General features: G+C 65.9%; 18 protein-coding genes and 1 pseudogene. 13 read left to right on the top strand and 6 right to left on the bottom strand.

The window, feature by feature from the left end:
• Positions 1 to 67 precede the first annotated feature (67 nt).
• From H276_RS0116700 to H276_RS0116660, 8 genes are all read left to right on the top strand, one after another.
• Positions 68 to 463 carry a hypothetical protein gene (locus H276_RS0116700; protein WP_019972446.1) on the top strand — a complete coding sequence of 132 codons (396 nt, stop codon included), beginning with the start codon at positions 68 to 70 and terminating at the stop codon, positions 461 to 463.
• A gap of 100 nt (positions 464 to 563) precedes the next feature.
• Positions 564 to 1,115 carry an isochorismatase family protein gene (locus tag H276_RS0116695; protein ID WP_019972445.1) on the top strand — a complete coding sequence of 184 codons (552 nt, stop codon included), beginning with the start codon at positions 564 to 566 and terminating at the stop codon, positions 1,113 to 1,115.
• Positions 1,116 to 1,433: 318 nt separating this feature from the next.
• Positions 1,434 to 3,584, top strand: a complete 2,151-nt coding sequence (gene glgX, locus H276_RS0116685) for a glycogen debranching protein GlgX (RefSeq protein ID WP_019972443.1) — start codon at positions 1,434 to 1,436, stop codon at positions 3,582 to 3,584.
• Positions 3,585 to 3,862: 278 nt separating this feature from the next.
• Complete coding sequence (locus H276_RS0116680; protein ID WP_019972442.1) at positions 3,863 to 4,378, top strand: MarR family winged helix-turn-helix transcriptional regulator; 516 nt, start codon at positions 3,863 to 3,865, stop codon at positions 4,376 to 4,378.
• Positions 4,375 to 5,199 (top strand): ATP-binding cassette domain-containing protein, encoded by an 825-nt coding sequence (locus tag H276_RS0116675; RefSeq protein WP_019972441.1) that lies wholly within the window; start codon positions 4,375 to 4,377, stop codon positions 5,197 to 5,199. Before H276_RS0116680 ends, H276_RS0116675 begins: the two co-directional genes overlap by 4 nt.
• Positions 5,200 to 5,272: 73 nt before the next feature.
• Positions 5,273 to 6,025: an ABC transporter permease gene (locus H276_RS0116670; protein WP_019972440.1), complete on the top strand. Its 753-nt coding sequence runs from the start codon at positions 5,273 to 5,275 to the stop codon at positions 6,023 to 6,025.
• Between the two features lie 85 nt (positions 6,026 to 6,110).
• Positions 6,111 to 7,271 carry an acyl-CoA dehydrogenase family protein gene (locus H276_RS0116665; RefSeq protein ID WP_019972439.1) on the top strand — a complete coding sequence of 387 codons (1,161 nt, stop codon included), beginning with the start codon at positions 6,111 to 6,113 and terminating at the stop codon, positions 7,269 to 7,271.
• Between the two features lie 8 nt (positions 7,272 to 7,279).
• The gene (locus H276_RS0116660; protein WP_019972438.1) at positions 7,280 to 8,380 is read left to right on the top strand and encodes an acyl-CoA dehydrogenase family protein; all 1,101 of its coding nucleotides are present in this window, start codon (positions 7,280 to 7,282) and stop codon (positions 8,378 to 8,380) included.
• 112 nt (positions 8,381 to 8,492) lie between these two features.
• Here the strand turns inward: H276_RS0116660 and H276_RS0116655 are convergent, their stop codons facing one another.
• Positions 8,493 to 9,734 (bottom strand): maltokinase N-terminal cap-like domain-containing protein, encoded by a 1,242-nt coding sequence (locus H276_RS0116655; protein WP_026357094.1) that lies wholly within the window; start codon positions 9,732 to 9,734, stop codon positions 8,493 to 8,495.
• Between the two features lie 331 nt (positions 9,735 to 10,065).
• Here H276_RS0116655 and H276_RS0116650 point away from each other — a divergent pair, with 331 nt between their 5' ends.
• Both H276_RS0116650 and pyrE read left to right on the top strand, forming a co-directional pair.
• Positions 10,066 to 10,866 (top strand): HugZ family protein, encoded by an 801-nt coding sequence (locus H276_RS0116650; protein WP_026357093.1) that lies wholly within the window; start codon positions 10,066 to 10,068, stop codon positions 10,864 to 10,866.
• A gap of 57 nt (positions 10,867 to 10,923) precedes the next feature.
• Positions 10,924 to 11,502 (top strand): orotate phosphoribosyltransferase, encoded by a 579-nt coding sequence (gene pyrE / locus H276_RS0116645; protein ID WP_019972435.1) that lies wholly within the window; start codon positions 10,924 to 10,926, stop codon positions 11,500 to 11,502.
• A 10-nt stretch (positions 11,503 to 11,512) separates the two neighbouring features.
• Here pyrE and H276_RS23130 read toward each other — a convergent pair.
• The 4 genes and pseudogenes from H276_RS23130 to H276_RS0116625 all read right to left on the bottom strand — a co-directional run bounded on the left by H276_RS23130 (position 11,513) and on the right by H276_RS0116625 (position 15,322).
• A pseudogene (locus H276_RS23130) lies at positions 11,513 to 12,553 on the bottom strand (ABC transporter ATP-binding protein).
• Positions 12,554 to 12,603: 50 nt separating this feature from the next.
• Positions 12,604 to 13,386 carry an ABC transporter permease gene (locus tag H276_RS0116635; protein ID WP_019972432.1) on the bottom strand — a complete coding sequence of 261 codons (783 nt, stop codon included), beginning with the start codon at positions 13,384 to 13,386 and terminating at the stop codon, positions 12,604 to 12,606.
• On the bottom strand, positions 13,383 to 14,243 hold the full coding sequence (locus tag H276_RS0116630) for an ABC transporter permease subunit (RefSeq protein ID WP_036461232.1): 861 nt from the start codon (positions 14,241 to 14,243) through the stop codon (positions 13,383 to 13,385). The genes H276_RS0116635 and H276_RS0116630 overlap by 4 nt, the downstream gene beginning before the upstream one ends.
• An 8-nt stretch (positions 14,244 to 14,251) precedes the next feature.
• Positions 14,252 to 15,322, bottom strand: coding sequence for an ABC transporter substrate-binding protein (locus H276_RS0116625; protein ID WP_019972430.1), 1,071 nt, complete (start codon positions 15,320 to 15,322; stop codon positions 14,252 to 14,254).
• Between the two features lie 265 nt (positions 15,323 to 15,587).
• Here H276_RS0116625 and H276_RS0116620 point away from each other — a divergent pair, with 265 nt between their 5' ends.
• From H276_RS0116620 to H276_RS0116610, 3 genes are all read left to right on the top strand, one after another.
• A complete protein-coding gene (locus tag H276_RS0116620) occupies positions 15,588 to 16,100 on the top strand; it encodes a hypothetical protein (RefSeq protein WP_019972429.1) in 513 nt (170 codons plus the stop codon).
• 27 nt (positions 16,101 to 16,127) lie between these two features.
• Positions 16,128 to 16,562, top strand: coding sequence for a TIGR03668 family PPOX class F420-dependent oxidoreductase (locus H276_RS0116615; protein WP_019972428.1), 435 nt, complete (start codon positions 16,128 to 16,130; stop codon positions 16,560 to 16,562).
• Between the two features lie 87 nt (positions 16,563 to 16,649).
• Positions 16,650 to 18,827, top strand: a complete 2,178-nt coding sequence (locus tag H276_RS0116610; RefSeq protein WP_019972427.1) for an elongation factor G-like protein EF-G2 — start codon at positions 16,650 to 16,652, stop codon at positions 18,825 to 18,827.
• Between the two features lie 26 nt (positions 18,828 to 18,853).
• Here H276_RS0116610 and H276_RS25350 read toward each other — a convergent pair whose 3' ends face one another.
• Entirely contained in the window at positions 18,854 to 19,693 is an 840-nt protein-coding gene (locus H276_RS25350; protein ID WP_231376699.1) for an alpha/beta hydrolase, read from the bottom strand.
• Positions 19,694 to 20,296: the final 603 nt, after the last annotated feature.

The raw sequence follows: 20,296 nt of genomic DNA, 5'->3' as shown, positions 1-20,296 counted from the left end.
GGGCCTTACAGGACGAAGATGGTTCACTGTGAACACGCGTACATGCAGACTGATCACCTTGGCGGCCGTGGCAGCACTCTTGGTGGCCGGATGCGGCAGTTCCGACAAGTCCTCGTCGACCGAGGCCGGCTCGACCACGCCTTCGGTGACCGCTGTCAATCCGTCAGACATGACAAACCGGCAGCAGGCACCCGCCCGCCTGGTCATAGACGTGACCATCAAGGGCGGTGAGGTGACGCCGACCAATGCGTCGTTGCAGGGCAGCGTGAAAGAACCCATCGTGGTGCGGGTCAACAGCGACGCCGCCGACGAACTGCACGTAAACTCCGCGCCGGACCACACCTTCAAGATCGAGCCGCGCGCCGGTCAACAGTTCCAGTTCACCGTCGACGTGCCCGGGACTGTTGAGATCGAACTGCACCACCTCAACCGGACCGTCGCCAGCGTGCAAGTGCTGCAGTGATCTGGGAGCAAATGAGCCACATGCGGACGCGAGGAGCAGAACAGCAGAAGCGGACGCGAGGAGCACAACAGCAGAAGCGGACGCGAGGAGCAAAAGGTAGATGCGAGCACTGATCGTCGTCGACGTCCAGAACGATTTCTGCGAAGGTGGCTCCCTGGCGGTCACCGGTGGTGCTGCGGTGGCGCGCGCCGTCAGTGAACTGCTGGCGGGCGATCACGGATACGACCACGTGGTGGCCACCAAGGACTTCCACATCGACCCGGGCGAGCATTTCTCGGAGCACCCCGACTATCAGACGTCGTGGCCGCGGCACTGCGTGGCCGAGACGCCGGGCGCGGCATTTCACCCAGAGTTCGACACCAGCGCTGTGGAGGCCGTGTTCATGAAGGGCCACTACTCGGCCGCCTACAGCGGTTTCGAGGGTGCCGACGATTCCGGGACGACGCTGATGGACTGGCTACGTTCCCACGATGTGGACGAGGTCGACATCGTGGGTATCGCGACCGATTACTGCGTGGCGGCGACGGCAGCCGATGCGGTGAAAGCAGGGCTGCGGACCCGCGTGCTCGCCGGGCTCACCGCCGGTGTCGCACCGCAGAGCACCGCCGCGGCGATCGACGAATTGCGTTCGGCTGGCGTCGACGTCAGTTAGTCGGATCCCGCGGGGAGCCGGTCCGGCGCGAGCGGATCGCACAGCAACCGCTTACCGGCCGCCACCGACATCCACATCCCGCAGAACGCGGGCGGCTCGCCGGTGCGCACGATCCTGGCGCATATCGTCGCCGACAGCGATGTGATACCCCCGAACGGTGCAATGTGACGGTCGCAACGCCGTGGTCCGCCATTACCCCGAGCAAGCGGTATTCGGGCAGTTCAGAGCCGGTGGACAGGGTGAGCCCCCGCTGGTTCGGCGCACGTCGGGCGGGCCGCCCGAATGGTCACGCAGCGCAGCGGACCGTAAAGTCGGATTGTGAATCCAGCCGAGCGAACCACGGAACCCGAACTCGAAATCTGGCGAGGTAAGGCTTACCCCCTTGGCGCCACCTACGACGGGTCGGGCACAAATTTCACACTGTTCAGCGAAGTCGCCGAACGTGTGGAGTTGTGTCTTTTCGATGCCGAGGGCAAGGAGACTGCACGCCTCACCCTGCCCGAGGTCGACGGCTTCATCTGGCACGGCTTCGTGCCGAACATCGAGCCGGGACAGCGTTACGGTTACCGCGTCACCGGTCCGTACGATCCCGCCGCCGGACACCGGTGCAATCCCAACAAGCTGCTGCTCGACCCCTACGCCAAAGCCATCGACGGGACCTTCGACTGGGGCCAGCCGCTGTTCGGCTACAACTTCGGTGACCCGGACAGCCGCAACGACGACGATTCAGCAGCCCACATGCCCAAGGCCGTGGTGATCAATCCGTACTTCGACTGGGGCACCGACCGGCCGCCCGGCCACGAGTACGCCGACACCGTCATCTACGAGGCGCACATCAAGGGCCTGACCGAGACTCATCCCGACATACCCGAGCAGATTCGCGGTACCTACGCGGCCGTGGCCCATCCGGTGATCATCGACCATCTGAAGTCGTTGGGCATCACTGCAATCGAGCTGATGCCGGTGCATCACTTCGTCGACGATTCGACGCTGCTGGAGAAGGGCCTGTCGAACTACTGGGGATACAACACCATCGGGTTCCTGGCACCCGATCCGCGGTACAGCTCGAGTGCCACACCCGGCGGCCACGTGCAGGAGTTCAAGGCCATGGTGCGGGCACTGCACGAGGCCGGCATCGAGGTGATCCTCGACGTCGTCTACAACCACACGGCCGAGGGCAACCACATGGGCCCCACGCTGTCGATGCGCGGTATCGACAATGCTGCGTACTATCGCCTCGTCGAGGACGACAAGCGCTACTACATGGACTACACCGGCACCGGAAACAGCCTCAACGTCGGCCATCCCCACTCACTGCAGCTGATCATGGACTCGCTGCGGTACTGGGTCACCGAGATGCACGTTGACGGTTTCCGCTTCGACCTGGCCTCCACGCTGGCCCGCGAGTTCTACGACGTGGACAAGCTGTCGACGTTCTTCGAACTGGTGCAACAGGATCCGACCGTCAGCCAGGTCAAGCTGATCGCCGAGCCGTGGGACGTCGGGCCCGGCGGCTACCAGGTGGGCAACTTCCCACCACAGTGGACCGAGTGGAACGGCAAGTACCGCGACACCGTTCGCGACTTCTGGCGCGGTGAGCCCGCCACGCTCGACGAGTTCGCCTACCGGTTGACCGGTTCGGCCGACCTGTACGAGCACACTGCGCGCCGTCCCGTCGCGTCCATCAACTTCGTCATCGCGCACGACGGCTTCACGCTGCGAGACCTGGTGTCCTACAACGAGAAACACAACGACGCCAACGGCGAGGACAACAACGACGGCGAGAGCCACAACCGCTCGTGGAACTGCGGTGTGGAGGGACCCACCGACGACCCGGAGATCCTTGCGCTGCGGGCCAGGCAGGAACGTAACTTCCTCACCACTCTGCTGCTGTCCCAAGGCGTTCCGATGATCTGTCACGGTGACGAACTGGGCCGCACCCAGGGCGGCAACAACAACGGGTACTGCCAGGACAGCGAAATCACCTGGATCGACTGGGCCAACGCCGACAAAGACCTACTCGAGTTCACCAGGACCGTGTCGGCGCTACGCGCTGCCCACCCGGTGTTCCGACGGCGACGCTTCTTCGACGGCAGGCCGGTTCGCCAGCCTGGTGCGCCCAACGTGCCCGATATCACCTGGCTCGCGCCCGACGGCTCCGACATGACCGCCGAGGACTGGGAAACCGGCTACGCCAAGTCGGTGTCGGTGTATCTGAACGGACACGGCATCCCGGATCTGAGCGTGCGCGGGCAGCAGGTGGTCGACGATTCGTTCCTGCTGTGTTTCAACGCGCACTACGAACCGATCGAGTTCGTGCTGCCACCGAAGGAGTTCGGCCAGCAGTGGACACCGGTGATCAGCACTGCCGCGATCGACGGCGCCGCAAACTCGGCTGATACGCCGCTGGCGGCCGGAGCGAAGGTCAACGTCGATGCCCGGGCGGTGTTGGTGCTGCGTGGCGAGTGAGATTCAGTGGCCGCAGCGGGCGTTGCTCAAAGCATCGGTATCCCAGTCCGTACCAGGAAGTATGGTACCTTCGGCAAGTAGCAGCCGTGGCCGCCTCGCAGGCATCGAACTTTAGGGTTCGTGCCGCCGGCCGGGCGGGCCGGGGGTAGCAGCCGAAGAGCGGCGGCAGCTACCCTGCGGCCACGGCTGCGGCAATCCGCGCGGCGCCCCCACCACCTTCACAGATGTTCGCGACGAGCAGGGCGATACCTCTGTGACAGAGGTATTGTGGTGAGGTGGTGGATGCCCGCAGAGATCTCATCAGCGACCTGTTCAGCGTCGTCGGTCGATTCCGGCGACAGCTGCGCCGCTCTACCGGCGGCGGATTCGACATCGGAGCCACCGGGGTGACGACATCGGGCTCCGCCGGGCTGACTCAGTCGCAGGCCGAACTCGTGCGTCTGGTGGGTCGTCGACCGGGCATCTCGGTGCGGGAGTCCGCCGTCGAACTCAGCCTGATGCCCAACACCGCGTCGACGCTGGTATCCCGACTGGTCGCCGACGGGCTGCTGATCCGGACCGTCGATGAGGCTGATCGCCGAGTGGGACGGCTCAGGCTCACGGAATCGGCCCAGCGGCTCGCCGACGAGTCCCGGGCCGCCCGCCGCACCGCGCTGGCGACGGTCATGGCGCAGCTGAACGGTGCCCAAATTGACGCGTTGGCACAAGGATTGGACGTGCTGGCCGAGTTGACCCGGCTGCTGCAGGAGCAGGCCGAGGTACGGGACATCCCCGAGGAGATCGAGTCCACATGAACGACGAACTGCTCGCCATCGACTGCCGACACCTGACCCATCGCTACGGGCAGTTCACCGCCGTGGACGATCTCAGCCTGCAGGTGCACCAAGGCGAGACCTTGGGCCTGCTCGGCCCGAACGGCGCGGGCAAGACCACCGTCGTGCGGGTGCTCACCACATTGACCCCGGTCCAGCAGGGCGAGGTGCGGATCTTCGGGCTGGACGCCCGGCACCGCACCATGGACATCCGGCACAACATCGGCTATGTACCGCAACAACTTTCGATCGAGTCGGCACTGACCGGCAGGCAGAACGTCGAGCTGTTCGCCCGCCTCTACGATGTGCCGCGGACCGAACTTCGCGAGCGTGTCGCCACGGCACTCGCCGGGATGCAACTGCTCGACGTCGCCGACGAGCCCGCAGGGACCTATTCCGGCGGCATGGTGCGACGGCTGGAACTGGCCCAGGCGTTGGTCAACCGGCCGCTGCTGCTGATTCTGGACGAACCGACGGTGGGGCTCGATCCGATTGCCCGCGACAGTGTCTGGGAACAAGTACAGCGCATGCAGGCCGAGTTCGGTATGACAGTGCTGCTGACCACCCACTACATGGGCGAGGCAGATGCCCTGTGCGACCGGGTGGCGCTGATGCACCACGGCCGGCTGCGAGCCGTCGGAACCCCGGCCGAACTCAAGGCGGCCGTGTCGGGCGACGGCGAGGACGCCACTCTGGAGGACGTCTTCCGCCACTATGCGGGGTCCGAACTCGGCGAGGACACCCGCCGTTCGGGCATCGGTGAGGTCCGTTCGAGCCGAAGGACGGCGCGTCGTGTCAGTTGATTCGCCTACTTCTGATTCGTCTACTTCGAGGGGCCTGGTCCTCGCGCCACGCGGGTGGCGCCGGGCCCGCGGCATGGCCGTACGTGTCGGCGCCTTCTCGCTCGTGGAGCTGCAGAAGCTGCGCTACGACCGCACCGAGCTGTTCACCCGCCTGATCCAGCCGGCGTTGTGGCTGCTGATCTTCGGGCAGACCTTCAGCCGGTTGCACGTGGTCAACACCGGTGGTGTGCCCTATCTGACGTTTCTGGCACCGGGCATCATCGCCCAGTCCGCCTTGTTCATCTCGATCTTCTACGGCATCCAGATCATCTGGGATCGCGATGCGGGCATTCTGGCGAAGCTGATGGTCACGCCGGCACCCGCATCGGCGCTGGTGACCGGTAAAGCGTTCGCGGCCGGCGTGCGCTCGGTGGTGCAGGTGGTCGGCGTCGTGGTGCTCGCCTACCTGATGGGCATCCCGATGACCGCCAACCCACTGCGGATCCTCGCCGCGATGGCCATCGTGACGCTGGGCGCGGCGTTCTTCGCGTGTCTGTCGATGACGCTGGCCGGGCTGGTCCGCAAACGGGACCGGCTGATGGGTATCGGTCAGGCCATCACGATGCCGTTGTTCTTCGCATCCAATGCGCTCTACCCCGTCGACATCATGCCCGGCTGGCTGCGCTGGCTGTCCACGGTCAATCCGCTGAGCTACGAGGTCAACGCCCTGCGAGGGTTGCTGATCGGCACGCCGACCAATTGGGCACTCGACGTCTCGGTGCTGATCGTGGCGGCCGTGCTCGGCATCGCCGCTGCCTCGGCGCTGCTGCGCCGGCTGGTGCGCTGACTCTGGCGCCCTGACCAGCCGCTTTCGTCTCCCAACCAACCGGTCGTTTACTCTGCTGTCAGATCCACGGAGCAGGGAGACGGTCATGCAACTGGCACTCACACCGCAGGAGGCTGCGTTCCGCGACGAGCTGCGCACCTTCTACACCACTCAGGTTCCCGCCGAGATCCGCGAACGCAACCGGCTGGGTAAACCGCTCGGCAAGGACGGAATCGTCACCGCGCACAAGACCTTGAACGAGCACGGCCTGGCTGTGCCGAACTGGCCCGTCGAGTGGGGCGGCAAGGATTGGACGCCCACTCAGCACCAGATCTGGCTCGACGAGATGCAGTTGGCCAGCGTTCCGGAGCCATTGACCTTCAATACCCGGATGGTCGGTCCTGTGATCGCCGAGTTCGGCTCGCAGGCCGTCAAAGAACGCTTCCTGCCGCCGACTGCCGCACTGGACATCTGGTGGTGTCAGGGCTTCTCCGAGCCCGAGGCCGGCTCAGATTTGGCCTCTTTGCGCACCACCGCGGTCCGTGACGGGGACAGCTACGTGGTCAACGGCCAGAAGACCTGGACCACGCTCGGCCAGTACGCCGACTGGATCTTCTGCCTGGTCCGCACCGACCCGCAGGCCCCCAAGAAGCAGGCAGGCATCTCCTTCCTGCTCATCGACATGAACACCCCGGGCATCACACTGCGGCCGATCAAGCTCATCGACGGCAGCTTCGAGGTCAACGAGGTGTTCTTCGAGGACGTGCGCGTGCCCGCCGACCAGCTGGTCGGTGAGGAGAACCAGGGCTGGACCTACGCCAAGTTCCTGCTCGGCAACGAACGCACCGGCATCGCGCAGGTGGCTCGCACCAAGGTACGGCTGGCCGACGTAAAGGCCCGAGCCAAGCAGTCCGGTTTGCTGTCTGACCCGTTGTTCGCCGCGCGATTGGCCGAGGCCGAGAACGACGTGCTGGCCCTGGAACTCACCCAGATGCGCGTCACGTCGGACTCCGCCGACGGCAAGCCCAACCCGGCGTCATCGGTGCTGAAGTTGCGCGGCAGTCAGCTGCAGCAGACCGCCACCGAACTGCTGGTCGAGGTCGCCGGGCCGGACGCGCTGCCATTCGAGGCCGGCAATACGATCGCGTCGCCCGCGTGGGCCCAGGAGGCCGCGCCGCACTATCTGAACTATCGCAAAACCTCGATCTACGGCGGCAGCAACGAGGTTCAGCGCACCATCATCGCGTCGACCATTCTCGGATTGTGAGTTGAACCATGGACTTTCAGCTGACCGAAGAACAGACCCTGCTGGCCGACACCATGCGCGATGTGTTGTCGGGCTATGACACCGAAAAGCGCAACAAGGTCGTCGACACCGACCCCGGCTACAGCACTCGGGTGTGGGCCCAGCTCGCCGAGATAGGGGTGCTCGGACTGGGTTTCGAGGAAGACGCCGGCGGCCCGCTTGAGATCATGGTGGTGCTGGGCGAGATCGGACGCCGGCTGGCGCCCGAGCCGGTGCTGCACGGCGCGCTGGTGCCGGGGTCGATCATCGCCGAGGTGGGCACCGACGCACAGCGTCAACTGCTCGACGAGGTCGCTGCCGGTCAGCGACTGCTGGCCTTCGCCCACACCGAGCCCGGCCTGCGCGGAACCGGTACCGTCACCACCACCGCTGCCCGCCAAGGTGATTCGTGGGTGCTCACCGGCCGGAAGAACCCGGTGCTGGCCGGCGACAGCGCCGACACGCTGATCGTCAGCGCCGTCCTGCCCGGGGGCGGGACCGGACTGTTTCTCGTCGACGCAGCCGCGGTCACCCGGGAGAGCTACCGTACGTTCGACGGGCAACGGGGCGCCCAGATCGACCTCGCCGAAACACCCGCCGACCCCCTCGGTGACGCGGTGGATGCCGGCACGGCCATCACGCACGCGCTGATCCGTGCCTCGGCGGGGCTGTGCGCCGAGGCAGTCGGCGCCATGGCGGAGTCGCTGCGGCTCACCACCGATTACCTCAAGGCGCGCAAGCAATTCGGGGTCACCCTGAGCAAGTTCCAGACTCTGACGCAGCGGGCCGCCGATATGTACGTATCGCTGGAGCTGGCCCGCAGCATGGGCCTCTACGCATCGATGTCGATCACCGACGGTGACTTCGATCCTGTGCTCGCCGCGCGTGCCAAGCTGCAGATCGGCCGCTCGGGCCGACACATTGCCCAGGAATCCATTCAGCTGCACGGCGGAATCGGTATCACCGCGGAGTATCCGGTCGGGCACTATGCGGCGCGGCTCACTGCGATCGAGCACACCCTCGGCTCGTCGCAAGACCAGTTGCATGCGCTGATCGACCAACTGGGCGACTACCAGATCGCCACGCTGTAGTCAGTTCCCTGGGCGAGGTAGTTCCCTGGGCGAGCAGACATTTGGGTCCGCCAAACGCGGCGTGTCGGGGGCCCACGCGTCTGCTCGCGGGAAGAAACTGAGCGGGAAGAACTCAGCGCACCAGCCGATCGATCGACCCCATCGGGATGGGCAGCCAATCCGGGCGGTGCCGGGCCTCGTATGCGGCCTCGTACACCGCCTTGTCCAACTCGTAGGCCGCCAGCAGGTCGGCGGGGTCGCGTGGGTCGACACCGGATTCTGCGGCGTAACCGTCACAGAAGGCCGTGCCGTTGCGGTCAGCCCAAGCCTCAGCGGCAACGCCCGGTCGTTGGTAGGCGGCGTAGTCGAACGAGCGCAACATGCCCGCGACATCGCGCACCGCTGAATCGGGACGACGCCTCTGCTGCAACGGTTTTCCGGGTTCGCCTTCGAAATCGATCAACAACCAGCGCTGTGGGGTACGGAGCACCTGCCCCAGGTGCAAGTCGCCATGCACGCGCTGCACCGTGATTTGTCGCCCCGCCAGGTCCCGGTAGCGCTGCTTGATTCGCGGAGCGAAGTCGTACAACTCGGGCACCGCTTGCGTGGCCGTCGTCAACCGGCTCAGCATCACGTCCACCGGAAACGGGATGGAATCGGTGCCCAACTCGTCGGCCAGGCAGGTGTGCACCGAGGCCACGGCTGCGCCGAGCAGGCGGGACTCGTCCGTGAAGTCCGCGCCGCCGGTGGTCGCCATGTGCCAGCCCTCGACGGAATCGGCGGCGAACTCCGACACCACGCCCAGCGCACACGGCTCGCCGTCCCACCAGGTTTCGAACGATCCGAGCAGCCGAGCCACATGGGGGTTGCCCGCCCTGCCCAGAGCCCGGTTGAGTTCGATGTCGGGATGCACACCGGCAGTGACCCGCCGGAAGACCTTGAGCATGGCGTCCCGGCCGAACACCACGCTGGTGTTGCTTTGCTCGGCCGTGGAGACCCGGGCAGGGGCATCCAGGGGAAGCTCCGCGTCCGGCTCCTTCGTGAAAACCACCGCCCCGACGGTGGCCGCGCCGTCGATCAGTTTCAACAGATAGCGTGCCGCATCCGGATCGAACAACGCGTCGTAAGCAATCCGGTCACCGTTGACACTGATGGTCGCGCCGGTAGGACCGCGATCTGAGCCGTCTCGGCGACCGACCCCGACGATCACCTGATAGCGCTCGCAAGTGCCGTCCACGTACGACGCGTCCAACAACACCAGCAGGAGGTGCTCGCGCAGCGGCTGCACGAGCACCGGGCGCGCCGCAGTCAGCGCACGGCCCCGGCCGGCGTACCACCGCTGCCGGGGTAACCACGCGCTGAACGGGATGTCCAGATCTTGCACGGTCGCTCCGTTGATGCCTTCCATCAGCCTTAAACCTACCCACAGAAGCGGCTTTTCAACCGTCCTAGAACTGTTGCGCCGAAGCTCGGTTTCCGACGTCCCGACCGTCTCTACCCACCAGCAACGTGATTCGTCCTCGCTAACGAGTTTGCGGAAAGGCCCACGGTTGTATCACGGGTCCACGAGGGTTACGTTTTCCCCGAATGTGAACTTGTCTGCGGCGGTGCCGCGGAGATCGCCCCAACAATTCGATGAGGGATGCCCTGTGGGTGAGTCGACGCCTGACGATCGCGACGCAGCGGGAATCGGTGCTCGGTCGGATCTGAGCACCAGAGACCATGGCACTCCGGCGAACGCCCCCTCGGTCCCACCTCCACTGAGCACACCTGCCGTGGCGGCGCGGCCGTCGGCGGCCGAGGAAGCCCGCACCGTCGCCAAGTCGACCAACTCCGGCACGCTGGCAACTCTCACCGCCGAAGGCGCACCGTGGGCATCGTTCATCACCTACGGGTTGCTGGACGGTGCTCCGGTGCTGTGCGTGTCGAATCTCGCAGAGCACGGCCGCAATCTCGCGCAGGATCCGCGGGCAAGCATCGCGATCGTCGCACCCGGGGCCGGGTCGGATCCACTCGCCAGCACCCGTGTCACCCTGGCCGGGGTAGCCGAACACCCCTCCGGTGCCGAGGCCGCAGCGGCCCGCGACGCTCACCTGTCAGCGGTCGCGGCGGCAAAGTACTACATCGACTACAGCGATTTCTCGCTGTGGGTGCTGCGCGTGGACCGGGTGCGCTGGGTCGGCGGCTACGGCCGGATGGACTCGGCCACCGGTGCGGCCTACGCCGCCGCCGAGCCCGACCCGGTGTCGCCCCGCGCTGCCGGTGCCATCGAGCATCTCAACGCCGACCACGCCGCGTCACTGCTGGCGATGGCCCGCACCCTCGGCGGCTACCCCGATACGACCGCCGCAGTGTGCACGGGCGCTGACCGCTACGGCCTCGATCTGCGAGTCACCACCGACCGCGGGGTGGCATACACGCGGGTGGGTTACGCCGCGCCGATCAGCTCCTTCGATGAATTGCGTTCCGCGACAGTCGAGTTGGCCAGGCGGGCCCAGGCCGGGTAGGCGCACCGCGCCCAGGCCGGATCGGCACACGCCGCCGAGTGCAATACGATCGCGGGTATGTCTGCTGCCGCCGAGCGTCCGGAAACCTGGCACGCCGCCTTCGATCTGATCCGCACGCGCGGCTACGAGCACCGCGAGGAGCCGTTCCGGCTGGCCAGCGGCCAGCTCAGCCATGACTACATCGACGGCAAGTACGCCATCGACACGGGTGAGCGGATGGCGATCGTCAGCCGCGCGGTCGCCGATCTGGCCGCGGCCCGCGGCATCGAGTTCGACGCCGTCGGTGGCCTGACCATGGGTGCCGACCCGCTGGCCCACGGCGTCGCGATGGTCACCGGCAAGGCCTGGTTCTCAGTGCGCAAGGAACAGAAGAGCCGCGGCCGCGAACAGTGGATCGAAGGCACCCGGCTCGAACCCGGCACCCGCGTGCTGCTGGTCGACGACGTGATCAGCACCGGCGGCTCCACCGAGATCGCCTACGAGCGCGTCGTCGCCGCGGGTGCGGTGGTGACCGGGGTAATCCCGATGGTCGACCGCGGTGATGTCGCGACGGGACGATTCGCCAAGCGCGGGGTCCCGTTCGCGGCACTGGTGACCTACCGCGATCTGGGTATCGAACCGGTCAAGGACGTCTGAGCCCACCGGCTCAGATCACCAGCACCGGCGCGGGCCGTACCCCGACGCGCACCGGGTCCCCCGGGCTGAACTCCTCCGCGGCTGAACTTGCCAACTGCGCATGCAGGACCGCCCCGTCGGGCAATGTCACGTATACCCGCGAGATCGGCCCGAGGAACGCCACCGAGCTGACCCGAGCGGCACCGTCGGTGTCGGCAGTGACCGTGATGGACTCGGGGCGCACCAGCGCTGTGCCCGTACCTGCACCGACCGAACCGGCCAGCGTCGGGACCGAGGCGCCCAGCAGGAGGGCCTGCCCGCCCGAAACCTCCACGGGCACTTGATTGTTCAGTCCGACGAACTCCGCGACGAACGGCGTCGCGGGGCTGGCATACAGATCCGCCGGCGCTGCGAGCTGTTCGAGTTTGCCCTAGCTCATCACCCCGACCCTGTCGGCAACGGCCAGCGCCTCCTCCTGATCGTGGGTGACGAACAACGTCGTGGTGCCGACCTCGAGCTGAACCCGACGGATCTCGTCGCGCAACTGCACCCGCACCTTCGCGTCGAGCGCCGACAACGGCTCGTCGAGCAGCAGCACGCTCGGCCGGATCGCGAGGGCCCGCGCCAGCGCGACACGCTGCTGCTGGCCACCGGAAAGCTCGTCGGCGTACTTGTCCTTGTGCTCGCTCAAGCCCACCAGATCGAGCATGTCCGCGGCCCGGGAAAGCCTGTCGGCCTTGGCTTTTCCTCGCATCTTCAACCCGAACGCGACATTGTCCAGCACGGTCAGGTGCGGGAACAGACTATAAGCCTGGAACACCATGCCCATATCGCGCTTGTTGGCCGGTACCGAACTCACGTCACGCCCACCGACCTGCACGCTGCCCGATGTGGCCTCGTCGAGTCCGGCCAGGATACGCAGCGCGGTGGTCTTACCGCACCCCGACGGTCCGAGCAGGGCCACCAGCTCGCCTGGCTCGATGTGCAGGGTTAACCCGTCGAGCGCCTTGACACTGCCGTAGACCCGGGTGAGGTCGTTGAGTTCGACGGCAAGACCCCGATTGCTCCTCACGTCCGCAAGACCTCCATTGCTCCTCACGTCCGCAAGACCCCGATTGCTCCTCACCTCAGACCACCCGCTCTCCGACGGCGGCCGCGGGTGACAACCGCCAGGACCAGCAGCAGCACGAAGCCCAACATCAGCACCGCGAGCGAGGCGGCCACCGACGTCGGACCGTCGCTCTTACCGATTGCGACGATCTGCACCTGCAGGGTCTGGTAACCGCTCAGCGACGCAATGGTGTATTCGCCGAGCACCACCGCGATGGAAATAAAAGCGGCGGAAAGGATTCCGGGCCAGATGTTGGGCACGATCACGCGGCCGATGGTGGCACCCCAGCCGGCGCCGAGCGAGCGGGCCGCCTCCGACAGGGTCCGCAGGTCGATGGCCGCGAGCGCCGCGTCGAGGGCCCGGTAGGCGAACGGCAGCACGAGAACGACGTAGACGAACGTCAGCGTCAGCGCGGATTCCCCCAGGAAGTAGGTGACCCAGAGGTAGACATTGCGCAGGCCCACCACGATCACCAAGGCCGGAATCGTCAAGGGCAACAGGCACAGGAATTCGATCGCACGTCGTGCCCACGGCGCTCGCAGCCGCACCCAGATCATCGTCGGCACCAGCAGCACCAGCATCGCGGCCACGGTGAACACCGCCAGCAACACCGAGATCACGATCGCCTGGTACAGGGTCTCGTCGGCCACCAGGTTGCGCCAGGCCGCCAGGGTGCGTCCGCCCTCGATCAGGTTGCGCGTGGAGAAGTCCGCCATCGCGTACAGCGGGAACAGGAAGAACAACCCGAACAGCACCCACAGTGTGATCCGCAGTGCCGTTCTCGCACGCGTCATTTCAGCCACCTCGCGGTCCGCCGCACCAGCGCGTTGTAAACGAGCATCACAGCGGCCACCACGACGATCATCTCCAGCGCCAGCGCGTAGGCGAACCCGGATTGCCCGAGCACCACCTCACTGGTCAGCGCCGCGCGGATCAGCAGCGGCACGATCGGAGCGCCTTGACTGACCAGAGCGGCGGCGGTCGCATAGGCGGCAAAGGCGTTGGCGAACAACAACAACGCCGATCCGAGGAACGCCGGGGTCAACAACGGCACGGCCACCTCACGCCAGTACTGCCACCTGGATGCCCCGAGGTTGACGGCGGCCTCGCGCCACTGATCGCGCAGACCTTCCACGGCGGGCAGGAAAACGATCACCATCAGCGGGATCTGAAAGTAGGTGTATACCAGGATCAACCCGGGTAGCCCGTACAACCAGCCGGATCCGGCCAAGTCCCAACCCAGATGTGCACGCACCCAGACCGTCAGCACACCGTTGAGACCGATCGTCGCCAAGAACGCGAAAGCCAATGCCACACCGCCGAACTGGGCCAGCACACTGCACAGCGCCAGCACCGAGCGGCGGACCATCGACGACGGCGGACTGCTGGCGATCAGCCAGGCCAGTACGGCGCCCAGCACCGCCCCGATCAGTGCCGTGCTGCCCGAGAGCAGCACGCTCTTGCCGAGGGCCGCGAGCGCCGTCGGTGAGAACAGCGCCATGATCCGCGCGAGCGAGAAAGATCCTTCGGCGAAGAAGGCCATGACGACCACCGTCACCGTCGGCACGATCAGAAATACGGTGACCACCGTGAGAAACGGCAGCAGCGGCAGACTTTCGCGAATCCGCCGACCCACAACGGCCCGGGGCATCGGCCGACTCAGCCGATCGCCCTGGCCCAGTTGTCCGCCAGGTACTTGGTGGCCGCTTCGGTCTGGGCCGGTGTCGGGATGACCACCTGCCCGTCGATCGACGGGAGTTTGGCGAACGCCGCCTTGTCGACGGTTCCCGCGATGGCCATCTGATCTGCACGCACCGGCCGGACACCGCCCACCATGAACAGGTTCTGGCCTTCGTCACTGAACAGGAACTCCTGCCACAACCGCGCCGCGGCCGGATGCGGGGCCTCTTTGTTGATCGCCTGGAAGTAGTAACCGGCGACTGCGTGGTCCGGCGGCACGACCACCTGCCAGCTGGGCAGCTTCTGGGTTTCGGCGGCGTTGGTGTAGTTCCAGTCGATGACCACCGGCGTCTGGCCCGACTCTATGGTGGCCGGGGTCGGGTCGACCGGTAGGAAATTGCCCAGCTGGTGGAGCTTTCCGAAGAAGTCGACGCCCGGCGCGATGTTGTCGGCCGACCCGCCCTGGGCCAGCGCGGCCATCAGCACTCCGGAGAACGCCACGCCGGCCTGGGTGGGATCGCCGTTGAGAGCGACCTTTCCGTGGTATTCAGGCTTGAGCAGGTCGTCAACGTCGGTGATGGCAGGCACTTTGGCCGAATCGAACCCGATAGACATATAGCCGCCGTAGCCATTGACCCAAACCCCGTTCGGATCCTTGAACTTCGCCGGGATGCTGTCGAAAGTGGCCACCTTGTACGGCGCGAACATCGAAGTGTTCGACAGTGCCACAGCCTGTCCGAGATCGAAGACGTCGGGCGCGGTGCTCTTGCCCTTCTGCTGATTGGCAGCGTTGATCTCCTCCTGACTGGAGGCCTCGGGCTGCGCCGAGTTGACCTTGATGCCGTACTTGTCGGAGAACGCCTTGATGATTGCGCCGTAGTTGGCCCAATCCGGGGGCAGGGCAATGACGTTGAGCTCGCCTTCTGCTTTGGCCGCGGTGACCAGGCCGTCCATGTCGCCGAATGCCCCGGCAGAGGTGGCCTCGGCGGCCTTGACTCCCGATTCCGTCTGCGCGCCGCCGCCGTCTTTCTGCGGTGGTGCGCATGCCACGGCAGATGTGACGACGAGGCACGTAACGGCGGCGAGGATGCCCGGGACAAGTTTTGGTTGCAACATTCGCGTAAGCGCTGTTCTGATGAGCATTGCCAACCTTCCGATGATCAGAAAGCGCAGCAATGGCGCCGCGGTTACCGACACTGGTCGCTGCGGTGAATGGCTCCGGCGTGACGTCCGAACCCTACCGTGACGGACGGCCGATCGTGTCGACATCACGATCATCGCGCGTTTGTGCAGGTCGTCCCGCTAACATCAGAACGTGGCTGAACCTGAAGCAGCGGGTCGCTTCGACTACCTCTGGAACGACGCTGCGCAGCAGGCAGACGGCGAGGCTGCCGGTGCGGCCGCCGGTTTCGATGCGTTCGATTCCAGCACCTGGAATTTCAAACCTGCGCCCGTGCCGTGGTACCGCACCCGTCGGGCTGCGGCCGCGATCGTCGCGGCCGGGCTGGCTGCGGCCGCGATCGTGGTTTCGCTGGTCCTGCTGATAGTTCGCAATCCGTCATCGACGGTCGACCGGGCTCCGACATCGGTGACGCCGACGGCATCGAGTGCCCCCGCGCCCGCACCCGAGCCGCCACCGCTGCGGGCCGGCATCCTGCCTGCTCCCGCTCCCCCGGCTCCCCCACCGCCGGCTCCTGCGCCGCCCGAGCCCGAGTCCCAGTCGCCGGTGTACCGAGCGCCGCAGCGGCCCACACCCACCAAACGGCCCGAGATCAACGTGACCCGGTCGCCGTACAGCGTGGCACCACAACCCAGACACCCGCATTGACCCCCGCTCTGCTCCTACGCTGAAGGTATGGGCCAATTCGAACCGACCGAGTTCGATGCGGTGGAGCAGTTCGCCGGCAGCCCCACCGCGGTGTTGGCCACGCTGGGATCCGAAGGCGCCCCGCATCTGGTCCCGGTGGTGTTCGCGGTGCATCGCGGGTCCGAAGGCATCACGATCTACACCGCGGTCGACGCCAAACGTAAGGCCACGCAGAAGCTGCGGAGGCTGGCCAACATCGAACACGACCCTCGGGTGAGTCTGCTCGCCGACCACTATGACGACGACTGGACGCACCTGTGGTGGGTCCGGGCCGACGGCCAGGCCGCAATCCACTACGCCGGCGATGAGGTGGCGATCGGATACGCGTTGCTGCGCGCCAAATATCCCCAGTACGAACGGATTGCGCTGGACGGCCCGGTCGTCACGGTCGCCACCACTCGCTGGGCCTCTTGGCAGGCGTGAGCACGCGACCCCTCGAAGCCCACGTGCAGCCCTTGTGCTGTAGGTCACATCGGGGAATGGTGGAAAGGGACCTCAGGAGGAGATGCCATGGCGGACAGGACGGCCTCTGCGGCCGGCAACGGGGCCCTACCTACGGCGGAAAGCCCGGAGGCGATCCGCAACATCGCACTGGTCGGGCCGTCGGGCGCTGGTAAGACCACGCTTGTCGACGCGTTGCTGATGGCCGGCGGGGTGCTGACCAGGATCGGTTCGGTGCTCGACGGGTCGACGGTGTGCGACTTCGACGACGCCGAGATCGCTCAGCAGCGTTCTGTGGGCCTGGCACTGGCGTCGTTGCAGCACAACGGGATCAAGGTGAACCTGATCGACACCCCCGGGTACGCCGACTTCGTCGGGGAACTGCGCGCGGGGCTGCGGGCCGCGGATTGTGCCCTGTTCGTCGTTGCAGCCAATGAGACCGTGGACGAGCCGACCAAGGCGCTGTGGCAGGAGTGCAATGCAGTGGGAATGCCACGCGCGGTGGCGATCACCAAACTCGACCATGCGCGAGCCAACTACGCCAACGCGCTGGCCACGACCCAGCAGGCGTTCGGCGACAAGGTGCTTCCGCTCTACTTCCCCGCCGGTGATGGGGTGATCGGGCTGATCACCAAGACCCAGTACGACTACTCGGACGGTACGCATTCGTCACACGCGCCCGCCGAGTCCTATAGCGACGAGATCGCCGAACTCCGTGGCACGCTCATCGAAGGCATCATCGAGGAGTCCGAGGACGAGACGCTCATGGAGCGCTACCTGGGCGGTGAGGACATCAACCAGAACGTGCTCATCGAAGACCTGGAGAAGGCGGTGGCCCGGGGCTCGTTCTTCCCGGTGATCCCGGTGTGCAGCGGATCCGGCGTCGGGACCCTGGAACTGCTGGAGATCGCCACTCGCGGGTTCCCCGCACCACCGGAACATCCTCTGCCCGAGGTGTTCACACCGCAGGGGGCGCCCCGCAAGCCATTGGCCTGCGACCCCGCCGGACCGCTGCTGGCCGAGGTGGTGAAGACGACGTCGGATCCGTATGTCGGCAGGGTCAGCCTGGTCCGGATGTTCTCCGGAACCCTCAGGCCCGACGCGACGGTGCACGTGTCGGGCCATTTTTCGGCCTTCTTGCCGAATGGCGGCGCCGCAAGCGACGATACGGGCGCGCACGCCACGACCGGGCACGCCGACCACGACGAGGACGAACGCATCGGCACCCTGTCCTTCCCGTTGGGCAAGCAGCAACGCCCGGCACCGCTGGTGGTGGCCGGCGACATCTGCGCGATCGGCAAGCTCAGCCGCGCAGAAACCGGTGACACGCTGAGCGACAAGGCCGATCCGCTGGTGCTGCGGCCGTGGACCATGCCAGACCCGCTGCTGCCGGTGGCTGTCCAACCGCGCGCGAAGACCGATGAGGACAAGCTCTCGGTCGGCCTGCAGCGGCTCGCCGCCGAGGACCCGACCCTGCGTATCGAGCAGAACCCGGAAACGCACCAGATCGTCCTCTGGTGCATGGGTGAGGCGCACGCAGGCGTCGTACTCGACGCGCTGTCCCGCCGCTACGGCGTATCGGTGGACACCGTGGCGTTGCGCGTGCCGCTCCGGGAGACGTTCGGCGGCAAGGCAAAAGGACATGGCAGGCACGTGAAGCAGTCGGGTGGGCACGGCCAGTACGCGGTGTGCGACATCGAGGTCGAGCCGCTGCCCGAAGGAGCCGGTTTCGAGTTCGTCGACAAGGTGGTCGGCGGTGCGATTCCGCGCCAGTTCATCCCGAGCGTCGAGAAAGGGGTGCGGGCCCAGATGGAGAAAGGGGTCGGTTCCGAAGTCGGCTACCCCGTCGTCGACATCCGGGTGACCCTGATTGACGGCAAAGCGCACAGCGTCGACTCGTCGGATTTTGCCTTCCAGATGGCAGGCGGGCTGGCACTGCGGGAGGCCGCCGCCACCACTCGGGTGAATCTGCTGGAGCCGGTCGATGACGTGACCGTGCTGGTGCCCGACGACCTGGTCGGTGCCATCATGAGCGATCTGTCCAGCCGCCGCGGTCGCGTGGTCGGCACCGACAAGGTCGGTGAGGACCGCACGGCCGTGAAAGCCGAGATCCCCGAGATCGAACTGACCCGCTACGCCATCGATCTGCGGTCGCTGTCGCACGGTGCAGGTTCGTTCACGCGGTCGTTCACCCGGTACGAGCCGATGCCCGAGACGGCAGCCGCGCGGGTACGCGGTGCGGTGTAGCCGAGGATTTGCGACCCTCACGCTCGCTAGGCGTTACCGGTCGTTTGGGTGATCCAGCCGGCGACGTCGTTGACGACTTGTGCGTCGACGTGGTGTGGTTCGAGGTAGCTGCCCGGTGTGGAGGTCTGTGTTCCGGTGAAGAAGTAATGGTCATCGTCGGGATACACACAGATCTGCACGTTTGAACGGTCCGACAGCACGGTTTGCCATACGCGGAGATCGTCTTTGGTGGTGACTTGGTAGTCACGGCCGCCTTGGAGGAACAGCATTGGCAGTTCGAGGTGAGACGCGGCGATGAGGGGGTCGTGGGCGCGTAGATCGAGCCAGTAGACCGCCGGAACTTCGAAAGGCAGCTCGCTGGTCGGTGTTAATTCCGACAGGTTCTCGTCATCGACGACAGCGGCTTGACGGGTGAGTTTCCCGAGCATCTCTTCAATGGCGGGATTGGGTCGGGTCTCGAGGTCGGCGAGATACTGCAGTTGACGAATGGCGGCATGGTGCATTGGTTGCGCGGCAGCAGCGAGGCAGATCAGGCCGGCCAAATCGGGGTGGTTCTCGGCGATGCGGGTTGCAACTGTGGCTCCTTGGCTGTGCCCGAGCACAAAGACTCGACAACTGTGGATGGCCGGGTGCCCGCCAAGCAGCGTGATCGCCGCTGTCACGTGGGTGAGGTATTCGTCAGCGACAGTGAAGTTGGTTTGAGAGGCGACCGTAGCGGGGTGGCTGTAGGTGACTTTGTCGAAGCGCACGGTGGCAATCCCGCGGGTGGCAAGACCCCACGCGAGATCTTTGAACGGCTTGTTCGGGCCGATGGTGCTGTCGCCGTCGGCGGGCCCTGAACCCGGCACCAGGACGACACCTGCCACCGGCACAGCGCAGTGGGGAAGGCAAAGCGTTGCCGGGACAGCTAGCCCAGCCGGTCCAATGGTCACCTCTGATTCGGTGAACATCGACGGCGATGCGTAATCGGGTGCAGTCCATAAGCCTGGACCAGGGGCATCGGTCGGTTCACTCACCGGCCGTAGATAGAGACCCGCGACGCGACAATCGGAGTCAACCGTCGCGCGCAATTGAAAAGGTCGTTGCTCGCAGCGTACGACGATGGTCGCGACCCGGCTACCGTCTGTACGAGGGGCTTCCACTGTCGGGGGCTCCAGACCGGTGACCGGGCCGTGGCTGTCCACCATGTTTTGCCAGGCCTCGGTAATGCCGTCATCGATGTCGTGTATCGCGGCCATGGTCGGGTCAAGCATGGCCACGACAGCAGTGATCCGACCAGCCACTAGACAGTCAGCCAATGTCGACACCACCGCGCAAGCATCGTCGTTCACGACGGGAACCACCATCTCCGGAGCGGCCTGCGAGTCACGAACGTGCTCTCCTTGAACCTGGGTGTCGGCATGTAATTGTCGACCGGCTGGTCACCTGTGGGCGAATCAGATCGATGATCAGGTTCCGCGATCGCATCC

It is taken from the genome of Mycobacterium sp. 141 (genome assembly GCF_000382405.1).
In the GTDB taxonomy this organism is placed as follows: domain Bacteria; phylum Actinomycetota; class Actinomycetes; order Mycobacteriales; family Mycobacteriaceae; genus Mycobacterium.
The sequence above is the reverse complement of the archived record's forward strand: the minus strand, read 5'-3'. Positions and strand labels throughout refer to the sequence as shown.

Excerpts from the sequence above, each read along its gene's own strand:
- H276_RS0116695 (WP_019972445.1), top strand. The coding sequence starts at position 564 with ATGCGAGCACTGATCGTCGTCGACGTCCAGAACGATTTCTGCGAAGGT.
- H276_RS0116675 (WP_019972441.1), top strand. The coding sequence starts at position 4,375 with ATGAACGACGAACTGCTCGCCATCGACTGCCGACACCTGACCCATCGC.
- H276_RS0116670 (WP_019972440.1), top strand. The coding sequence starts at position 5,273 with ATGGCCGTACGTGTCGGCGCCTTCTCGCTCGTGGAGCTGCAGAAGCTG.
- H276_RS0116665 (WP_019972439.1), top strand. The coding sequence starts at position 6,111 with ATGCAACTGGCACTCACACCGCAGGAGGCTGCGTTCCGCGACGAGCTG.
- H276_RS0116660 (WP_019972438.1), top strand. The coding sequence starts at position 7,280 with ATGGACTTTCAGCTGACCGAAGAACAGACCCTGCTGGCCGACACCATG.
- pyrE (WP_019972435.1), top strand. The coding sequence starts at position 10,924 with ATGTCTGCTGCCGCCGAGCGTCCGGAAACCTGGCACGCCGCCTTCGAT.
- H276_RS0116635 (WP_019972432.1), bottom strand. The coding sequence starts at position 13,386 with ATGACGCGTGCGAGAACGGCACTGCGGATCACACTGTGGGTGCTGTTC.
- H276_RS0116630 (WP_036461232.1), bottom strand. The coding sequence starts at position 14,243 with ATGCCCCGGGCCGTTGTGGGTCGGCGGATTCGCGAAAGTCTGCCGCTG.
- H276_RS0116615 (WP_019972428.1), top strand. The coding sequence starts at position 16,128 with ATGGGCCAATTCGAACCGACCGAGTTCGATGCGGTGGAGCAGTTCGCC.
- H276_RS0116610 (WP_019972427.1), top strand. The coding sequence starts at position 16,650 with ATGGCGGACAGGACGGCCTCTGCGGCCGGCAACGGGGCCCTACCTACG.